Source organism: Pullulanibacillus pueri (genome assembly GCF_014639255.1).
GTDB lineage: Bacteria > Bacillota > Bacilli > Bacillales > Sporolactobacillaceae > Pullulanibacillus > Pullulanibacillus pueri.
In genome coordinates, this window is sequence record NZ_BMFV01000037.1 from 27,694 (window position 1) to 46,316 (window position 18,623).

Sequence of the window (18,623 nt, forward strand, 5' to 3'; positions counted from 1 at the left end):
AAATTATAGGGGCCACAAAACCCCTTTGCAAATACTTCGATTTTTTTTCGTTTTCTAAAAAGTTATTCCCCTTAATTGCACTTAAAACTAAAAAATACAATCTGTCAATAGCCTTTTATTACTAAGCTTAAAATCAAGTAAGTTATGTATTTTTAAAATCAACTTGAAACCCAACTTCAAACATCCGTTTCCAAGGTAGTTGTACATTTGAAACCTCTACATCTTTCCATTGTAATTCGCTATTAACAAAGTTATTTAGCCTCTCTTGGATACACGCTTCAATAGACTTTTGAGCCCCGTTTATATTAAAATAGTTAGCTGAATACCTCGGCAGATCCTTTTTTACAACCTCTTGCCGAACAACTGCCTGATACCCCCAGTCCTCAATAATTCGAGTAGTATAAAACTTTCGACTATTATTTGCTACCTTCTCCCACAAATTCCTATTAAAATAAAATGAACCAATAATCCCATGGGCCAATACAGTCCCCATTGTATTTCCTGAAGTATTCCATCCCCCATAGGCATGAAGACGATTGTGCAATTTTATTTTAGCCATTAATTTCATAAGCGCACGATCGCTCCCATTACACGTTGCAACATCAGCCAAGGCTACAAATTTATTTTCCTTTAATAAATAGTCCATGACATGGACTATTTCACGAATATTAATTTCTGAAAAATAAGAGCGATGGCGTTCATCATAAGGTCCTTGTTCAGCAACCTCAGTTTCTCCAACAGCAGGTGAATGAATGAATAAATGAACATCAGCACTTATCGAAGTGTCTGTTAAAATCCCTCCAATAGCCGTGACATGAGCTTTTAAGCTTTCATTCAAACTTCGATCCTCATATTTAGGAATGATCAAAGGTCCCTGTGTTGATGAATAGCGAGCGTGAATCAATGGTGTATAATTGTTAACTTGAGCAAAAACGCGTGCTAGTAGTGTACACCCTATTTCATCTGCTCCCGGATAAATATGGACTTTATCAAATAGATTTTTTTCTTCAATATTAAAGATCAAAGTGCGCTGTTCCTTAGAAGTAAAGCCATATTTAGAATTATCATCTAAAGGAATAATAAGAAAATCAATTAAACCACCATTGACTAAATCAATAGACATATGATTAATTTTTGCATTCATTTTTCTTCGATTAAGGAAGTCTCTAAGTATTTCATCAGGGACTTCCCGTACGACTTTATCTTGTTCTTCCCTTTCTATTTTTGTTAATCCTTCTCGATCTTTCTTATCCATTAACCAACCATATCTATAAATAGCCCTCCCGAATTTACTATAATAAGCTGGTTCTTCCTCACTATTATTATATGCAGGTGCCCTCATGATAAGATTGAAAGCATATATTTTTAATGAAGGATTATTTTCCTTCATTTCCCTTATCACATTTAAAGCCTGACGCCACTCATTCTCGGACAAATGGTGAAGTCTTGAGGGGACAATCCCTCCATAGACGAGCATGTCAATGGATAAAATAAGATAGTCAGCACTTCTCGTTTCTTGTACGAGCCAATCTCTGATATTAGAAAACTGAGCAGGCAGCTTCTTCTTCCCTAATATTTCTCGTTGGGGTAGAACTACATCTAGTTCCGTCATTGATGCTAATTGTTTCGGATAATCATAATTGCAGGGCCGTTCATCTAATGGTAGAAAGACAATTTTGGTCATTTAATATCACCCCTTTAAATAATTTAATCCAGCTATATTTATTTATCACTTTTTAGAAAATAGAAAGACAAAAGGGAACCCCTCATTCCCCTTTATCTTCAATCAGACCACTACTATTAATGAGTTAGATTTATTTATCTTTGACTAATGGTTGGATTTCCTCTTTAACTTTTTTAAGCCCTGCATCAATCGTTAATTTCCCACGATCAATGGCATCAATTTCTTTTGTTAATTCTGTTGTGTATTCACTACTTATAGGTAATGCCGGGAATGAATGCAAATTTTCACTTTTTGAGTACTCCAAATATTCCTTGAACCCAGGTATATTGTCGTATGCTGAGTCACTAAGCGCGCTTTTACGTGTTGGTAGATTCCCAAGACCAGCAGTAAATTTCACCATTTGATCCTTTGAAACTAACCAATTTAAAAACGTCCATGCCTGATCAGGGTGAGAGGCCCCCTTTGGAATATAAAACACGCTTGTTCTCACATCACCCGGGTTTTTTAAATCAGGCTTATTTTCATCATAAGGAATAGGAGCAATACCGTAATTTAATTTTGGAGCATATTTTTTTATAAAAGTCGGTACGTACTCATCTTCTATAGCCATTGCTAGTTTACCTACGAAAAAGGGATCTTGAGCAGTGAAGCTTTTTCCAAGACCTGATTGGAAACGATTGATATTTTTCTCTCCATATTTTTTCCAAGTGTCAGCTCCTAATTTTACTGCTTCTTTAACGCCTTCATTATCCGGAGTAACTTCTTTTGTATCTGGATCCCAAAATTGTCCGCCAAAAGCAAAAGCCATAGAGTAGACACTAGGGGTCGCTTGAAATCCCAGTCTTTCTATCCTGCCACTTTTATCCACCACCGTTAATTTATCTGCATATTCTTTCAAGTCGGAAATAGTTTGCGGCGGGCCGTTAAGATCTGCCTTTTTAAGCAAATCCTTATTGTACAACAACATTGGAATATGCATTGCAATAGGGATAGCATAAGTTTTGCCTTCATATTGGGTCTGTTCTAATGCCCCTGGAATAAAATCATCTAAATCCACATTATCTTTCTTTATATAATCATCCAATGGGGTCATTGCCCCCTTTACACCCCATGGGACAACAGCGTCCCCAAATTGAGAGGCAATATCTGGTGGGTTACCGCCACTAATGGCCGTAAGTTGCTTCTGATAATCACTTTCACTCAAACCTTTTACTTTTATCTTGTCATGGGTTTTATTAAATTCGGAGATGAGATCCTCCATTAACTCACCTTCAGACCCAGCCCATCCATACCAAAAATTCAAAGTCACGACACCCTTATCGTTGGACTCTCCAGAAGAATTTGAAGAACATCCTGTTATCACTGTTAGTATCAACAATATACTTACTAAAACTAAAATGGATTTTCTTTTCAAAAGATAAACCTCCCTTTTATTGTAAGCAAAATTTTGATCCTTTCTATAATGCTTTTAGTTTTTGGAACTTCACCTCCCACAAACTTATTTTTGTTTATCTATTTAAATTGGGTAAGAGACGTTCCCGCTTGCAAAAAATATTTCTGACCAAAGAAAAAAACAAGAACTGATGGTATTGTGAACATGGTAGCTGCCGCCATTAGTAGTTCCCATTGAGTGTCATGTTGGCTAAGAAAACCTTGTAGACCTAATGAAATCGTCCATAAGCTTTGATCATTTAGATAAATAAGTGGACTTAAAAAATCATGCCACACAGCTTCAAAGGTAAATATTGAAACAGTGGCTAAAGCGGGCTTCAAAAGGGGATACATAATATTCCAATAAATACGAAATTCCCCTGCTCCATCCACACGTGCTGCATCTGAATATTCATTAGGAATTCCTAGTAAAAATTGTCGACAAAGGAAAATATTAAATGCCGTCCCTAAAAAACTCCCAATAGTTAGAGGCAAATATGTGTTAACCCAACCTAATTGTGAAAAAATAATGTAAACCGGGATCATTGTTACTTGAGGAGGTAATATAATGGTTGCAATGACTAATGCAAATACGATATTGCGTCCCTTCCAATTGATTTTAGCGATTGAATAAGCAATTAAAGGTGCCGAAAATAGTTGTCCTATAATGTTAATCGCCACCAAAACAAGTGTATTTTTTATATAAAGCAAGAAAGGCATTGATGTTAGAGCATCCACATAGTTCTTCCATTGAGGATGACTAGGAAATATTGTTGGTGGCATCGCAAATATTTCAGTTTCAGATTTTAAGGATGTAAGGATAAGCCATATAAATGGAAATAAAAATACTAGCCCAAGTAGGATTAAAACAACATGAGGAATAATTTGTTTTCTTAACCTAAACGAAAAACTTCTTTTAGTTCTCGAATGAATTGGTTTTGAACTCAAAATTTTAGTTTCCACACTATTCACCCCCATAGTAGACCCAACGAAGTGACGTTTTAAATATGATTAGAGTAATCAACATAACAATAACAAACAAAATCCAAGCTAGTGCCGAAGCATAACCCATATGTAGGTTTACAAAAGCCTCTTGATAAAGATTAACTGCATAAAATAGCATGGATTGATCAGGCCCACCTTGAGCGGAATTTCCAGCAAGAATAAATGATTCTGTAAATATTTGAAATGATCCAATTAAACCCATAATTAATTGAAATAACGTAATTGGCGATAGTGCTGCCAATGTGATAAAACGAAACCTATGCCACATTGTCGCTCCATCTATTGATGCTGCTTCATATAGTTCCTTAGGAATGCCTTGTAAGGCAGCTAAATATATAAGGGCTCCTCCTCCCGTTCCCCACAACCCCATAATGATTAAAGCTGGCTTTGTAAAATTTGGATCTAAAAACCAAGAAGGATCTGGAAGATGCACTGCTCTTAAAAAAGTATCTATTATTCCATACTGAGGATTAAAAACCCACATCCACAAAATAGAACTTGCGACCACAGGAATAACGGAAGGTAAGTAATAAATAGCTCTATAAATCGAAACACCCTTTACTTTCATATTTAGCAGAAGTGCTATTAACAAACTTATGATCAAAGAGACTGGGGTTCCAATAAATGCCATAAACATTGTATTTATAATAGATTTATAAAACGCATCATCGTGAAATATATCTAAATAGTTTTGAAAACCAACCCAATTTGGAGAATTGAATAGGTCATAGTCTGTCAGACTATAATAAAAAGATTCAATAAATGGGAATACCGTCAGTCCTAAAAACCCAATGATAAACGGTGAAGAAAAAGCCAACCCTAGCCAAAATTTATGCCACTCCTTTTTTGAATGCTTTCTCTTACTTGCCTCAGAAACTGTAAAAGCCATGAAAGACACCCTCCTTTTTTCGGTTTTACATTTTCGATATACGAAACAATCATGATAGATTTAACTGCCATCTAGTGACAGCATAACAACTCACCTCTTTAAGAAATTCAATCATTCAATTGATAGTAAAACCCAAACAGTATTCTTAATTATCTCAATTTTACACAATTATATTTTTATTTTTTATATTTGTAAAGATAAAAATAAAGTTTTATTCCTCTTTTTTTAATAAAATAAAAAAATACTCCTAAAATAAAGAGTTTTGTGATAAAATAAATCAAATTCATATTGGAGGTCGATTAAGCATGAGAATTAGTCTAAGCATGTGGAGTCTTCATAAAGCTTGGTACAATCATCAAATAGAAATTTGTGACTTTCTTGATTTCGCATCTTCCTCTGGAGCAAAAGGGGTCGAACTTCTCAGCGTTTTTTGGAAGGATATTGCTCAGGAACTCCCTTTGGTGGATCAGGCATTGAGGAAAAATGGTTTAAAAGTCTCAAGTTACGCAGCGAGCAATAATTTTGTTCATAGAGATAGTGAGGAACGAGAAAAACAATTAATGGAGGTTAAGGATGCTATTGACTTAGCCCAACATTTTGAAACAAATATTGTCCGTGTTTTTTCAGGACACATAACGGAGCCCTCAATCACATATGAAGAAGGACTTCAATACGTTATTGAGGGCTTATCACGGGCAGCTTCCTATGCCGAGAACAAAGGAATCCTACTTTGTATTGAGAACCACGGTCTCTTTGCTGGGAAAAGTAATCAAATGAGGGAAATTATTCAACAAGTTGGCTCACCAAATGTGCGAAGCACTTTTGATACAGGAAATTTTTTACTTGTTGGTCAAAACCCTACTGATGCTGTTGTTGATATGAGTGATTTAATTAGTCATGTCCATATTAAAGATTTCCAACAAGTAACACATCATGAAGATGCTTTGAAGTCTACAAATGGTAACCTTTATCTCGGGAAAATTGCTGGTGCTGGAGAGATTGATCTCCCATTTATCTTAGAAACACTAATGAAAATACACTATGATGGCTGGCTTGTCGTTGAATTTGAAGGTACTGAAGAAGAAAAAGAAGGATCAATAAAATCAATGCATTATTTAAAACACATTCTAGAGCAGAAAATAGTTTAAATCTGGTCCATTCATCGTGTTACATACATCGTATTCTTTGTTGCACTAAACCTAGTATGCTAATCTACTAATAATCACAAAAAGGAAAATAAAGGTGAAAATGATGAAGAACGAAAACCATTCTGGAAACATTATTGCACTCATAAGAAGTATTTATCCTTCTTTAACAAAGGCTGAAAAAAAGGTAGCGGATGTTGTTCTTGTAGAGGAAAAAAACATAATTTATAACTCCCTTACAGATTTAGCCGAAAAATCAAATGTAGGTGATACCTCTGTTTTACGCTTTTGCCGACATATTGGATATAAAGGGTTTCAAGAGTTTAAATTAGCCCTAGCTCAAGAATTAGAGACGCCATCCGAGGTTGATTCTTCTGACAGAGTTCCGCTTCAGATCATGAAAAAAAATATTCAAACTCTTGAAGAAACAACCTCGTTGATGAATGAAAATGTATTGAATGAAGTTGTGGAACTTTTTCTGTCTGCAAGTAAAATCGTTTTCTTCGGAGTAGGATCCTCCGGTCTTACTGCTGAATTTGCCAATTTTAGATTTGCTAGAACGGGATTACCAGTAGAAGTTATTACTGATAGTCACCTCGGTATGATCAGAGCAACGCTATTAACTGAAAATGACCTCGCCGTCATTATTTCTGTTTCAGGAAGTACTGTCGATATTGTGGAAATTGCAAAAAGAGCAAATGAAAGTAGCGCTAAGGTCATATGTATGACAAGTCATATTAAATCGCCCGCAACGCGATATGCAGATATTGTTTTACTCAGTGCCTCAAGGGAAACACCAACAGAAGGCAGTGCCTTTTCCTCCGCTATTTCCCAACTTCACGTGTTAGATGTTTTATTTATTGAGCTCTTAAATAAACTAGGAGATAAAGGTATTGAAATGATTAGGTTAACGGCTAAAGCAACAAGTAGAAAATTATATTAGCTCTGTTTTAATTTGATGGGTTCATGGTTCTTCAAAAAAAATATAAAGGAAACTATATTTATCTGAGGGAGTTAAAAATATGATTTTAGAACGTTTAAAAGGTGGTTTAGTTGTATCTTGCCAAGCCCATTTTGATCACCCATTCAATCGACCATCCTACATCACTGCACTCGCTCAATGTGCTGAACTTGGTGGAGCAGTTGCTATAAGAGCTAATGGTGTGGATCACATTTCCGCTATAAAAAACGGCACAAACCTCCCCGTTATTGGTATCTACAAGGAGCATCTTTATGATTCTCGCTTTTTTATTACCCCTACGCTTGAGCACGCAAAGGCTATAGTTAAGGCTGGGGCTAACATTGTTGCCCTTGAAGCAACCTTTCAAAACCAGCCGAATTCAGATGTCTTGAGAGAATTAATTAAATCAATAAAAAAGGATTTAAATATCCCCGTTATGGCGGACATTTCAACCTTTGATGAAGGTCTCCGCGCATGGGAAATCGGTGTAGATTTAGTGGGGACCACTCTATCGGGTTACACTGATATCAGCAAAAGTCGAAGCACACCTGACTTTGAATTGGTTTCAAGATTATCCGAACAAGGCGTTAGAACTGTCTGTGAGGGGCACATTAAATCTCCCAAGCAAGCAAGAAAAGCAATAGATTGTGGGGCCTTCTTTGCTGTTGTTGGTACTGCGATTACAGATCCTTTAGCCATTACAACCTGGTACCGAGAGGCCCTAACAATGAATAAAGATGGGGAGGTCATTGAATGATGATTGCTTGTGTTGATGCGGGTCAAACCAAAACAACCCTTTGCCTACTTAATGAGAATGCCGAAGTCCTTTGTAAAAAGGAGGATTCTCCCATCATTCATCCAGCTAAAGCGGGTGGTTTGAATAGTTTCAGAGAGATAACTTTATCTCTCTGTGACATGCTTAAAGATGTGAATAAAGATCATGAGCTCTCTATTTGCTTTAGTTTAAGCGGCTATCATGGTGAAAATGATGTTGTTCCAAATTTAATTAAACAGACCATTAGGGAAAAAGGAATCTTTACAAATAGCCTTCATATTGTTCCCGATTATATTGGAAATTGGTTCGCAGCTACAAGAGGAAAACCCGGAATTATAATTATTTGTGGCGGTGGGACGGTTGTTTATGGAAAAAATTCAGATGGCGCCTCTTACCGTTTTGGTGGCTGGGGACATCTATTAGGGGATGAAGGTAGTGGTTATTGGATAGGTATAGAAGCAATAAAAGCTGCATTAAAGGGCAGTGCCAGAGTCACCCGTAAAAAAACATCTCTTGAAGTCCAATTGAAAAACTTTCTAAATTATAATGATGAATGGGATTTAATTTCATCCATCTATTCCGGGGAAATTTCTGATAAAAAAATTGCTCATATCGTTCCCATTGTTGAAACCCTTGCTAAAAAAGATGATCCGATTTGTCTTGAAATTTTGAACCAAGCAATCGATCATCTCGTTAACGACTGTTTAGTTGTCATGCATAAGATTGGGGAACACCCTTTATATTTAAGTGGCGGTCTCTTTAACTCCAAGTGGATCACTGAAAATCTTAAAAGACGATTTTTACAGAAAAACTTTAAACAGTTAGTACAAAGCATCACCATTGATCCTATAACGGGCGCTTACTACATAGCCAAGAATGGTTTATGACCAATTGAAATTTCTTATTTCCTTACAATTTTTAATCTTCTTCAGAGTCAACCACCAACCCTAATGCTCTAGCAAACCCAATGGCTTGCTCAGATTTGATTAAACAACCTGTTAGTTTTTCTAGGCTCACCATTAAACTCTCAAAAGAACAACTTCGAAGATCAACTCCCTCTAAAACAACGCCTGTAAAATTGCACTGATCTATGGAACACTCTTGCAACTTAACCAATTGGAACTTTGACTGTCCAAAATCCGCTTGACGTAAAGACGTCCTTTCGAAATTAACGTGTTTAAAATCGGTGTAACCAAAAGTTGCAAAATCACTATAGCAATGCTCAAAAACAACATGATGTAGGGTTGATTCCGAAAGGTTTATGCCTAATAACTTACAGTCTTTGAATTGTACCCTATGTATAATGGCATCACTGAAATCCACATTGGACAAATCGCATTTTTCAAATATCACATCCACACATTCAATAAAACGAAACGAAACATCAATAAAGGTCACATTTTGAAAAATAACTTGTTCAAAACAAAGCTTTTCAATGTCCTTTTCAAAAATTTCACAGTCAGAAATCAAACCAATATTAAAATAACGGGCTTCATCAAGCGCCTCAGGAAATATCAATGGTTCTAATCCACTAGGTATTCTTGGAGTATTATTTATAGCTGTTTTTTTAACCATTATGACATCCTCTATTTAACAGTTTTATTTAATTGATGTTCACTTTACCGCAGTTTTAGAGCATCCATTTGTTCACATCGTTCGATGATTTTATTGAATCTCCGATCACCCTGTAATGAATATAAATCCGCTGACTTTTTTAAAAGGTCGGGATGCCACCATACCCCATTATCCACTGCTTCTTCCAAAACTTGAACGGCTTCCGACTTTTGACCTAATGAAGCTAGTACACATGCTTTCCAGAAGACCATTTGATCTACTTTCTCAGCAAATTCACTTTCCTTTTCATTTAATAATTGTTGAACGGCCTTATATTTCCCTTCAATTGTAAAATCAATGATCTGTTGTTGAAGATCAATAAATGACTGATGAGACACATGGATTCTCCTCTCTCCCATGATTTTTTGAAACTTTATATCGCAAACACATTCCGACCAGGGAAGTCTCCTATTCATTTGGTGGCGTTTTCAAAAGTAAATTAGTAATAGTTTATCACAAAAAGCCTCCAAGGATTATAATTTTTTAAATTTATAATGTATTCTAATAGTATACATTATGCCAAGCCTTTGCGACAAATAAATAAAAGTCCCCTCATTTTAATGATGGGGACGGATAGATCTACTGCTTTTCAACTTCTAACTTGAACGCTTGGTATTTCCCTAATGTCTTGTCAACAAGCTCACCAAAGGCATTAGGTAAATGACGGTGCAAGATATTGACCCCTTCTTCACTAATTCCGCCTTTCGTCGCGACACGATCAATAGTTTCTGCAAACGTCATATGCGTTTCTTTTAGCAATTTTCCTGTTCCAATCATAGACTCAAGCAACATGATAAAAGCATCTGATTCTGATAAGCCACTACGATCCACTGTTGCCTGAATAAATTCCTGTAGGATTGCTGCTATATAGGCTGGAGAGGAACCCGTCAAGTTGGTTGCCGCTTCCATATCCTCTTCCCGAATGACTTTTACAGTTGAAAACGATGCTAAGCATTGTTCAAGAAAGGCTTTTTCCTCTGGAATGACATTATCATCATGAGCGAGCAGAGCAACCCCTGAATCCACCTCAAACAAGAGTGAGGGCATTAATTTCGAAACCTGCACATCTGCAAGCGCTCTAAGTTGATCAAGTGTGATCCCTGCTGCAATCGAAATAAGATGCTTTGAAGGGTTCAGTTCAGAGGCAATCTCCTTCACCACCTCTTTAACATCAAAAGGCTCTAAACAAATAAAAATAAGATCACACGATCGTGCCAAATCCTGAGCTGATTCTGCTAACACGATACCTGGAAAGCCCTTCTTAAATTGCAAGACTCCCTCATGTCGGGATCTTGAAAACACCACGACGTTTTCTTCAGCAACCACTTGATGTTTAAGCACTTTTGCTGCCAACATTGAAGACATACTTCCATAACCGATAAAACCTACTTTACTCATTTCGATTTCCTCCATAATTAATGAATTTATGCTATGTATCAAAATATACATTTCACTTTTTTTATTTTCAGTTACAAATTCTGTTCCTTTATTTGAGGTGTCATCAAACTATCTGAGCCCCCCTTATTATTAAGATTATTTACTAAGATTATCAGATATAGATACTTTTTTCGACCCTTAGACATTTTTCAATGCATTGACTAGAATATGTCCTATGACATTTCAAACAAAAGAAATAAATGGCTCTATTCACTTAAGGATATACTTATTTAGCGAATTTGAAAGGATAAAATTCTCTCTATAAAAAAAGACATTAAAAAAATCATGATAACCTTAAAATAGTTAATACTACTGATGAGGTGATCACATGGAAGAAAATAAAATAAAACTTACATCTTCTGAGATAGGAACATTATGGGGAGAATACATTAATGGAACGATGACTGACACGGTAAATAAATATATGGTTTCAATAATTGAGGATGAAGAAATAAAAGCGGTTTTCGAGGAGGCGATCATGCTCTTCGCCAAACAAAAAGAGCAGATTGAATTCTTCATAGAAAAAGAAGGCTTTCCAATTCCCGTCGGATTTACTGATTCAGATATCAACAAAAAAACAAGTAGATTATTTTCTGATATCTTTTGTTTGAATTATTTACATATAATGACACTTCATGGGTTATTAGGGCATACTAATGCGTTATCTGTCTCAGTAAGAAAAGACCTCCGCGATTTTTATGATGCCAGTGATAATGACGCCAAAAAAATGTATCATGAAACAATTGATCTTTTACTAAAAAAAGGTAAATTTCAACGCGATCCCTTTATTTATCCCGAGGCAAACCCTCAATTTATATCTGACGAGGATTTTATAGATGGTTTTTTTGGCAAAGGAAGACGCTTATCTGCACCAGAAATAATGAGTCTCTCATTCAATTTAAAGAAAAATATTATGTCCAAAACCCTCTCAATTGGATTTAGTCAAGTGGCTCAGTCTAAAGAGGTTAGAAAGTTTTTAATGGAAACAGAGAAAACAGCTGATGAGCAGATTCAATCGTTTGCAAAACTTATGCATAAAGATAACTTGCCAGTTCCTACATCATGGGAAACAGAAGTCACAACCTCAAGAGATTCTCCTTTTTCGGATAAATTAATAATGTACCACATGGGATTTTTGTTTCAAGTTTCCCAAGTGTTTCATGGGGCTGGACTAGCATCTGCTATGCGAACAGATCTTGTGGCTTCGTATGAAAAGGTTATTCTCAAAAATCTAATGGTGACTAAAAATTGGTTTGATATTATGGTGAAAAATAATTGGTTAGAACAACCCCCTCTGGCTCCCAATAGAAAGGAAATTTCCAAACAACAGTGACTGCTCTATGCGAGGGTATATTCAAGTGAATAAGTATTTTATAGAAAGATTAATGTGGAGTATTGCTCTACCAGGACTTGGGCAATATTTAAACAAAAAATATATTAAAGGTACTGTCTTTTTGACTCTCGAATTTCTAATTAATATAAAATCACATTTTAATCTGATTATTCTTCAAAGTTTTCATGGAGAAATCAGTAATGCTATACATCTAACTAATTATCAATGGTTAATGTTTTATCCGTGTGTATACTTTTTTTCTATATGGGATGCAGTAAAGGATTCAGGTGGAGGAAAAAATCCATATGCCTTTCTTCCATATGTTTGTAGTGGATATTTGGTGACCTTAGGGCTGATTTTTTCCGAGAAATGGACATTATTCGGCATATTGTTGGGCCCTGTTTTTCTCCCCATTTCGCTTGTCTTACCTGGAATTGTTATTGGGTGGGCTATTAAACAATTCCTAAATAGGATTGCTTAACAAAACCATCTCATGTCGGGATGGTTTTGTTAAGCCGCTCCCATCATAGTAAAAGTTATACCTCATCATCAACAATCACGCCTTGTTGGACATACTGGATAAGTTTTTTCGCTTCAGTTTCGACTCGTTTGTAACCCTTTGGCGTCAAAAACCAATGGGCTTCTTGTGTCAGTTGATCATCAACCGGACAAAGGGAAAACTCAATCCAATCTGGCATATAGGTTTTCAAAGTGAGATAGGCTCTCTTTATATGATACCTTGTAGTAACCACAAGCAGTCTTTTAATATGATGAAGGTTAAATGCACGATCCAAAACTAATAAAGAAGCAAGGACATTTTCTTTTGTGTGTTTCGAAAGCGTCTCAATCAATATATCCTTTTCTGGTATACCTAATTCTAAAGCACGTTCCTTTAAACATATGGCTTCTGGGTGCGCATTTCCTTTCCATGTGACACCACCGGAAAAAAGCAGTTTCCCTGCCCGACCATGTTGATACAGTTCTATCGCTTTAGGGAGTCTATATTTGTGGGCTAAACTACTCCCAAAGACCATAATGCAGTCTCCGTTTTTCTGATCATCCTCTAATCCATTAAATATCAATTGTGTGATCTGTTCCTGAGTTAAATGCTCAGGCTCAAGTTGTGATATTTTCATAGGGTAGCCTCTCTTCAGATCGTCAACAAAATCATTTTAACAGCAGGTAAGTCAGCTCTACATTTTTTACACTATGTAAACACTCGGGTGTCACTCGTTTCCTATTCCCAACGATAAGCATAGTCCATTAACCAGGACATAGCTCTTACTCCTTCACATTGACCACAAAAATATAAGTGGCCTTCCCTTTTTCCCATAAAGCTGTCGCCTCATAAATATAGCGTCCACCTTCATCAGGAGTCGTAAATGCTTGAGAAGTCACAGACTTTACACGCTCACGCTTCTCATTTTTCCACAAGTAAAGCTTGACTTGGGGATGAGAGTCATCAGCAAAAGAAAGTATTATTGGTGTTTTAGATTTTAGTTCATCGCCCTTCATTTTCTCTGCGATTTGCTCCGGAGCGGTCCCATCAGCAACCAGCGCTTGGTGATCATCACGCCACTCATATCCTCCACTTTTGGTTATAAGAGAGATATTTCCTGATTTCACAACAATATCAGGCGGCTTGGAAGCCCCATAATGAGATATCCCTATAAGGGCCAGGCCAAAACTAGCGATAACGAGCCATCCCCAGACATGACGCACGACCGTTCCTCCTGAATCAAAAGTCTTTTATACCCCTAAAATATGCTTAATGTCCTTCACTAATTGCGGATGTTTTTTATTTGTTATAAATTTTAATGGCTTTGTATTATTCTTTGAGTCTGAAAACATTCCCCTCCCATTATTCGCCATCCATAGAGTGAAAGGATGCATGTCGGATGTTAATGCGTCTTCACTGCTCGCAAAACTGAGGAGATAGCTTGTGTTACTCTTTAATGTATGCTGATATTCATTGAGTGTTCCTTCTGAACCTTTGAGACCCTTCAGCCGTTTTCTAATTTTTTCTCCCTTTTGAACACCTTTCACCCTTTTGGAATCCACAGCTTTATTGTTACTGATCTTCTCAACTAAAATGACCTGATCGGATTCAGGCACGTCCAATGTTTGAGTATCACGCAAACAAGCAACAAGTCATATTAGATCCCTTAACAGAAGACTCACAGCTTTAGGTTTCATAACAGTTATCTCACCTCTAAATAGCTGGTTGTTTTACGGCTAGAAATATGACTTAAGAATTTTTCCAATATGCTTGTATAAAGTTCAGGCTGTTCATCATGAACCAAATGACCGGCAAAGGGGATAATTGCGACATGGATATGCTTGTTCATCTTCGGGTATATCATAGCCCCTTGAGTTTCATGAGCAAAATCCTCTCCGACCATTAATAGTGTCGGGCATTGCAATTTTGATACATCACCCGTTTCATGAAAGGGATACCAGTCTTGATGCTGTGAAAGTTTTAACATTTTCGCCAATCAGTATCATGGAGGGAATTGAAATAATTAACGACTTCTTCATTTTCTAATAATTTTTGTTGATTATTGATATCCTTTTCTTGTAATTCAGACCAAGCGCTTGTCCTTTTTGCCGTGATCCCTGATAACGTTAAGCTCCTCACCCGCTCAGGATGCCGTTTAGCAAAGAAGCACCTAACGAACAACCGACAATATGTGCTGCTTCTATTGCTAAATCTTCTAATGTTGCGATCAAGTCCTCCACAGAGTCTTCGAAAAAATTAGACACATCATCACACACGGATTTTCCATGCCCACGTAAATCAGGACAGATGATTTTATAATGTTCCTTAAAATAGTCTCTTTGAAACTCAAAATCGCTTAAACCCGTTTCTAATCCTGTATGCAAAAAAACAATCGGCTCGCCATCCCCAAAAATGGTTCGATGTAAGATCACATGCTCTCCCCGAATAACGATTTACAATTATTATATATTTAGTCTAACATAAGTCATTGATTCATTGAGGGACACTATGAAGGTGCTCTTTATCTTTGACGCTCATCTTCTCTCTTTTGACTAATAGGTAAATGTAGAACGAGCTGCCTGCCATTCCTTCCCATTCTTCTTTTACCTTGGTCAAGGAAACCGGCTTTTTTATAGAGTTGTTGCGCTGCATTATTTTTCTCATTCACCGCTAACACCACTTCATCTGCCCTAGAAAAATGTTTAGAAACAAACTCAGGTAAAACTTGCATCGCCATTTTCGCATAGCCTTTTCTTTGTTCAGAAAAATTGATAGAGAACGCTCTTAATAACAAAGCCTTTGCATTCTTAGTATAATTCAAAACCTCTTCACCCTCTTGTAATACAAAGAAACCTACAGGCCGTTGATCTGCTAAAATCACGACCTTTTGCGCCTCATCCATCGATTCCTGTAGCTTTTCAATAGGGAGAGCAGTAAATTGCGTTTGCTCCTCAGATAATACAAATGACTCTAAAACTTCTCTGTATTTAGGTTGGTACCCTTCGAGACTAACATTAACAACGTTTGGCAATTCATAGACCCTCACTTTTTAAACTCAAATAGGAATGTTAGTTCGTGTTTATTATATTAAAGCGTTTAAGAGAAAGCAACCCCTCTAAGCTTCAATTCCTATCTTTAATATGTCCTGCGCGTGCAGCCACAACATAATCACTCAACTTAGAGAGCCCGCTTGTTCTTTTATCAAGGCTTGCCCATCCGTTCTAAATTCCTAGCTTGCTACTAGGAACTCCTTCTTCCCAAAGCTCTATAACTTTATCTTCTATTTCCATCTTATATATTAAATAGCAAACGTCTTAAATATTCGGTATATTCAATCATTTTGTCGGTCTTTGACGAATCCTGCGCTTGCCAGGGAAATATTTTAGAGTCCTTTGTTAATATTTCCTCAGTTATATCTTCCCGTATACTCTTCGCTGAGGACGATAATTTTTATGCTATCCCTCTATTATAATAGGCTACTTTTAAAACAATTTTACCCGTACTTTGGTGACTCTCCACCCATTTATGAACCAGGGAAGCTTCCTCAAGAGCCATGATTTTTCCTATTTTTATAGTTAAACTTTCCACGGCAATATAATGTAAAACCCGCTTAGCTGTTTCCTGCAATAAGTCCGGTCGTCTTTTCCGCGTGGTTCCAAAGCTGAAGCCTAATACCGATCGACAGCTTGCATGCAGTTCATCTGTGCGAAACCTGCCAACCTCACCACTAGAGTTGCCAAAGTGGACTCATCGCCCGTAATAGGCTAAACAGTCTAGGCTTTTTTCAGAAACACCTCCAGCAATAGAATCCAAAATGATGTCTGCTCCTTGTCCGTGGGTTAACTTATTGACGTTTTCAGCAAAATCTTCTTTCTCGTAATTGATCACATAGTCTGCCCCAGCCTTTAACGCTATCTCGACTTTCTGATCACTTCCTACTGTTCCAATACCCAAACCAGCTCCTAGTAATTTCGCAAGTTGAATGGCTGTTGTTCCAATCCCACCCCCTGCAGCATGAATAAGCACCGTTTCCCCAGGCACCAAGCGGGCGACATCCGCGAGTAATGTGTAACTTGTGAAAGAGACAACAGGACAAGCCGCAGCGGTTTCAAAATTTATATTATCAGGGAGACTAAACGTTAGAGCTTCATCCGCCACGACAACTCGGCGTAAGAGCCATTTTTAGGAAAAGCAATCACACGATCACCACTCTTAAAGTTTTGTACATCTGAACCCACTTTGACAATGGTTCCAGTGGCATCAAGACCTGGAATAAAGGGTAAAGCGCCCGCCACCTTTTTGCCATTTTGTGATTTAATATCAGCAAAGTTAACACTTGTTGCAGCCACCTGTATTAAGACCTGCCCCTTACTAATCTCAGGACATGCCACTTCTGTGAGCTACATAGTCTCTGGACTCCCATTTGCTGTAACAAGAACGGCCTTCATCCTTCTCCCTCCTTTTTATTGATTGTAGCGCCCTCTTAACATAAGCTGTAATATAACATTCTAATCAACAGCCATAAGTATTTATAATCACCATAGATGATGAAATATATCTAAAAAAATTATAGTATTAGTATTATTGTCGTTAAGAGGAGTAGGAGTCTAGACTATGGAAATTAGAAAAGCGCAAAAAGAAGATTTACCACAACTATTAGAGATATACAACGAGGCGATCCGTACTTTAACGGCCACTTTTGATCTACAGGAACAAACACTGGAAGAACGAAAGATTTGGTTCGAAGCCCATGGTGAGAATTATCCCCTTATTGTTGCGGTGATTGATCAAGAGATTGCCGGCTATTGCTCACTCAGCCCTTATCGTCCGAAACAAGCTTACGCGTATACGGCAGAAATCTCTATTTACCTCTCAGAAAAATTTCGTGGACAAGGTATTGGAAAACCACTTATCAAGGAAATTCTTGATTTGGCTAAACAAAAAGGTTTTCATACGATTATCGCCATCATTACTGGTGGAAATGAAGGAAGTGTCAAACTTCACGAAAGGTTTGGCTTCCACCATACGGGGGTTATAAAAGAAGCCGGTCTAAAATTTAGCGAATGGCAGGATGTTCATTTTTACCAATTAATGTTAAATTAATCATTTTACTTTGCATATTTTTTACATTGTTGCATGATTCCACAGAAAAATAAAGGCTTGAAATCCAACTAAAAGTAAAACCATCCCTAAACTGATGGCTAAGGATAAATAGCTGATAAAAGAAGGATGGTTTTCTCTATTCAAGCATATAGACAATAAACCAAGCCCCTGGTTCTTGTCTTACCACTGAAATAATTTTTTATACAAAGTTGTCCCCTCGGTAAACAAGTTGATCGGAACGGAAGATGCGAGACTCCTGGGGGAACAGCACGCGTCCGAAGATCCACTTGGGAAAACAAATATTCCATTCCCAAGTTAGCTGAGGCCCCTAAGGACGATCGGCTAAAAACGTCACGTCATTAAGGGACTTCGACTAAAACCGTCCCATCCGTGTGACAACGTCGAAGCTAGCACCTCAACCACCCCAAAAAGTAAAGAACACTTTTCGGGGACCCCGATGGTGCGTCGAACGCCGACCCTACCCACATCAAAAAATCGTAAAAACACGATTTTTCTGCGAGGATTATTCTCTTAGCAGCTTTCCTTAGTCGTGTGGGCATGAGGAAAACGAGCATTCTGGAGAGGAGATCAACACCGTCCATTCTAGCGACATTCAGAATTTTCTTTTCTTAAACAAAAAAGGGCACTCATAATAAATAATAAAAGACAACTTATAAATGCTAAAATCATAACCACCCTTCCAAAGGGTGGTTTGCACAAAGGCTATAAGCCTAAACTACCGGCCGG

At 37.2% G+C, this 18,623-nt stretch carries 18 protein-coding genes and 2 pseudogenes; 7 read left to right on the plus strand and 13 right to left on the minus strand.

Translation table 11 applies throughout. From position 1 onward, the window contains the following. Nucleotides 1-142: 142 nt before the first annotated feature. The 4 genes from IEV91_RS18020 to IEV91_RS18035 form a co-directional block, all read right to left on the minus strand. Nucleotides 143-1,684 (minus strand): DUF4127 family protein, encoded by a 1,542-nt coding sequence (locus IEV91_RS18020; RefSeq protein WP_188498830.1) that lies wholly within the window; start codon nucleotides 1,682-1,684, stop codon nucleotides 143-145. Nucleotides 1,685-1,814: 130 nt separating this feature from the next. Further along, nucleotides 1,815-3,098: an ABC transporter substrate-binding protein gene (locus tag IEV91_RS18025; protein ID WP_188498831.1), complete on the minus strand. Its 1,284-nt coding sequence runs from the start codon at nucleotides 3,096-3,098 to the stop codon at nucleotides 1,815-1,817. A 98-nt stretch (nucleotides 3,099-3,196) separates the two neighbouring features. Beyond that, on the minus strand, nucleotides 3,197-4,078 hold the full coding sequence (locus IEV91_RS18030) for a carbohydrate ABC transporter permease (protein WP_229745645.1): 882 nt from the start codon (nucleotides 4,076-4,078) through the stop codon (nucleotides 3,197-3,199). A 1-nt stretch (nucleotide 4,079) separates the two neighbouring features. After that, nucleotides 4,080-5,009, minus strand: coding sequence for a carbohydrate ABC transporter permease (locus tag IEV91_RS18035; protein WP_188498833.1), 930 nt, complete (start codon nucleotides 5,007-5,009; stop codon nucleotides 4,080-4,082). A 305-nt stretch (nucleotides 5,010-5,314) separates the two neighbouring features. Here IEV91_RS18035 and IEV91_RS18040 point away from each other — a divergent pair, with 305 nt between their 5' ends. The 4 genes from IEV91_RS18040 to IEV91_RS18055 all read left to right on the plus strand — a co-directional run bounded on the left by IEV91_RS18040 (nucleotide 5,315) and on the right by IEV91_RS18055 (nucleotide 8,777). Further along, nucleotides 5,315-6,157 (plus strand): sugar phosphate isomerase/epimerase family protein, encoded by an 843-nt coding sequence (locus IEV91_RS18040; RefSeq protein ID WP_188498834.1) that lies wholly within the window; start codon nucleotides 5,315-5,317, stop codon nucleotides 6,155-6,157. A 100-nt stretch (nucleotides 6,158-6,257) separates the two neighbouring features. Continuing rightward, the gene (locus tag IEV91_RS18045; protein WP_229745648.1) at nucleotides 6,258-7,097 is read left to right on the plus strand and encodes a MurR/RpiR family transcriptional regulator; all 840 of its coding nucleotides are present in this window, start codon (nucleotides 6,258-6,260) and stop codon (nucleotides 7,095-7,097) included. A gap of 79 nt (nucleotides 7,098-7,176) precedes the next feature. Beyond that, on the plus strand, nucleotides 7,177-7,872 hold the full coding sequence (locus tag IEV91_RS18050) for an N-acetylmannosamine-6-phosphate 2-epimerase (RefSeq protein ID WP_188498836.1): 696 nt from the start codon (nucleotides 7,177-7,179) through the stop codon (nucleotides 7,870-7,872). After that, entirely contained in the window at nucleotides 7,869-8,777 is a 909-nt protein-coding gene (locus tag IEV91_RS18055; protein ID WP_188498837.1) for a BadF/BadG/BcrA/BcrD ATPase family protein, read from the plus strand. The genes IEV91_RS18050 and IEV91_RS18055 overlap by 4 nt, the downstream gene beginning before the upstream one ends. Before the next feature lie 31 nt (nucleotides 8,778-8,808). Here the strand turns inward: IEV91_RS18055 and IEV91_RS18060 are convergent, their stop codons facing one another. The 3 genes from IEV91_RS18060 to proG all read right to left on the minus strand — a co-directional run bounded on the left by IEV91_RS18060 (nucleotide 8,809) and on the right by proG (nucleotide 10,902). Beyond that, nucleotides 8,809-9,465: a pentapeptide repeat-containing protein gene (locus IEV91_RS18060; protein ID WP_188498838.1), complete on the minus strand. Its 657-nt coding sequence runs from the start codon at nucleotides 9,463-9,465 to the stop codon at nucleotides 8,809-8,811. Nucleotides 9,466-9,509: 44 nt separating this feature from the next. Then, entirely contained in the window at nucleotides 9,510-9,842 is a 333-nt protein-coding gene (locus IEV91_RS18065; RefSeq protein WP_188498839.1) for a TPR end-of-group domain-containing protein, read from the minus strand. 241 nt (nucleotides 9,843-10,083) lie between these two features. Next, nucleotides 10,084-10,902 (minus strand): pyrroline-5-carboxylate reductase ProG, encoded by an 819-nt coding sequence (gene proG / locus IEV91_RS18070; RefSeq protein ID WP_188498840.1) that lies wholly within the window; start codon nucleotides 10,900-10,902, stop codon nucleotides 10,084-10,086. 367 nt (nucleotides 10,903-11,269) lie between these two features. On the opposite strand from proG, the gene IEV91_RS18075 reads away from it, so the two are divergent. Together IEV91_RS18075 and IEV91_RS18080 are read left to right on the plus strand one after the other, a co-directional pair. Next, nucleotides 11,270-12,274 (plus strand): DUF3231 family protein, encoded by a 1,005-nt coding sequence (locus IEV91_RS18075; RefSeq protein WP_188498841.1) that lies wholly within the window; start codon nucleotides 11,270-11,272, stop codon nucleotides 12,272-12,274. A gap of 25 nt (nucleotides 12,275-12,299) precedes the next feature. After that, a complete protein-coding gene (locus tag IEV91_RS18080) occupies nucleotides 12,300-12,755 on the plus strand; it encodes a hypothetical protein (RefSeq protein WP_229745646.1) in 456 nt (151 codons plus the stop codon). A 55-nt stretch (nucleotides 12,756-12,810) separates the two neighbouring features. On the opposite strand, the gene IEV91_RS18085 is transcribed toward IEV91_RS18080, so the two are convergent. From IEV91_RS18085 to IEV91_RS18110, 6 genes and pseudogenes are all read right to left on the minus strand, one after another. Continuing rightward, nucleotides 12,811-13,410 carry a YdcF family protein gene (locus IEV91_RS18085; protein WP_188498843.1) on the minus strand — a complete coding sequence of 200 codons (600 nt, stop codon included), beginning with the start codon at nucleotides 13,408-13,410 and terminating at the stop codon, nucleotides 12,811-12,813. Between the two features lie 145 nt (nucleotides 13,411-13,555). Continuing rightward, nucleotides 13,556-13,996: a hypothetical protein gene (locus IEV91_RS18090; protein WP_188498844.1), complete on the minus strand. Its 441-nt coding sequence runs from the start codon at nucleotides 13,994-13,996 to the stop codon at nucleotides 13,556-13,558. Nucleotides 13,997-14,023: 27 nt separating this feature from the next. Then, the gene (locus IEV91_RS18095; RefSeq protein ID WP_188498845.1) at nucleotides 14,024-14,413 is read right to left on the minus strand and encodes a hypothetical protein; all 390 of its coding nucleotides are present in this window, start codon (nucleotides 14,411-14,413) and stop codon (nucleotides 14,024-14,026) included. A gap of 62 nt (nucleotides 14,414-14,475) precedes the next feature. Then, nucleotides 14,476-15,205: pseudogene (locus IEV91_RS18100) on the minus strand (alpha/beta fold hydrolase). A gap of 89 nt (nucleotides 15,206-15,294) precedes the next feature. Further along, on the minus strand, nucleotides 15,295-15,804 hold the full coding sequence (locus tag IEV91_RS18105) for a GNAT family N-acetyltransferase (protein ID WP_188498846.1): 510 nt from the start codon (nucleotides 15,802-15,804) through the stop codon (nucleotides 15,295-15,297). Between the two features lie 419 nt (nucleotides 15,805-16,223). After that, a pseudogene (locus IEV91_RS18110) lies at nucleotides 16,224-17,164 on the minus strand (quinone oxidoreductase family protein). 223 nt (nucleotides 17,165-17,387) lie between these two features. Here IEV91_RS18110 and IEV91_RS18115 point away from each other — a divergent pair. After that, nucleotides 17,388-17,876: a GNAT family N-acetyltransferase gene (locus IEV91_RS18115; protein ID WP_188498847.1), complete on the plus strand. Its 489-nt coding sequence runs from the start codon at nucleotides 17,388-17,390 to the stop codon at nucleotides 17,874-17,876. Nucleotides 17,877-18,623: the final 747 nt, after the last annotated feature.

Bases quoted from the DNA above. Each gene is read 5' to 3' on its own strand.
- IEV91_RS18020 (WP_188498830.1), bottom strand. From the start codon at position 1,684: ATGACCAAAATTGTCTTTCTACCATTAGATGAACGGCCCTGCAATTAT.
- IEV91_RS18035 (WP_188498833.1), bottom strand. From the start codon at position 5,009: ATGGCTTTTACAGTTTCTGAGGCAAGTAAGAGAAAGCATTCAAAAAAG.
- IEV91_RS18040 (WP_188498834.1), top strand. From the start codon at position 5,315: ATGAGAATTAGTCTAAGCATGTGGAGTCTTCATAAAGCTTGGTACAAT.
- IEV91_RS18045 (WP_229745648.1), top strand. From the start codon at position 6,258: ATGATGAAGAACGAAAACCATTCTGGAAACATTATTGCACTCATAAGA.
- IEV91_RS18050 (WP_188498836.1), top strand. From the start codon at position 7,177: ATGATTTTAGAACGTTTAAAAGGTGGTTTAGTTGTATCTTGCCAAGCC.
- IEV91_RS18055 (WP_188498837.1), top strand. From the start codon at position 7,869: ATGATGATTGCTTGTGTTGATGCGGGTCAAACCAAAACAACCCTTTGC.
- IEV91_RS18060 (WP_188498838.1), bottom strand. From the start codon at position 9,465: ATGGTTAAAAAAACAGCTATAAATAATACTCCAAGAATACCTAGTGGA.
- proG (WP_188498840.1), bottom strand. From the start codon at position 10,902: ATGAGTAAAGTAGGTTTTATCGGTTATGGAAGTATGTCTTCAATGTTG.
- IEV91_RS18075 (WP_188498841.1), top strand. From the start codon at position 11,270: ATGGAAGAAAATAAAATAAAACTTACATCTTCTGAGATAGGAACATTA.
- IEV91_RS18085 (WP_188498843.1), bottom strand. From the start codon at position 13,410: ATGAAAATATCACAACTTGAGCCTGAGCATTTAACTCAGGAACAGATC.
- IEV91_RS18115 (WP_188498847.1), top strand. From the start codon at position 17,388: ATGGAAATTAGAAAAGCGCAAAAAGAAGATTTACCACAACTATTAGAG.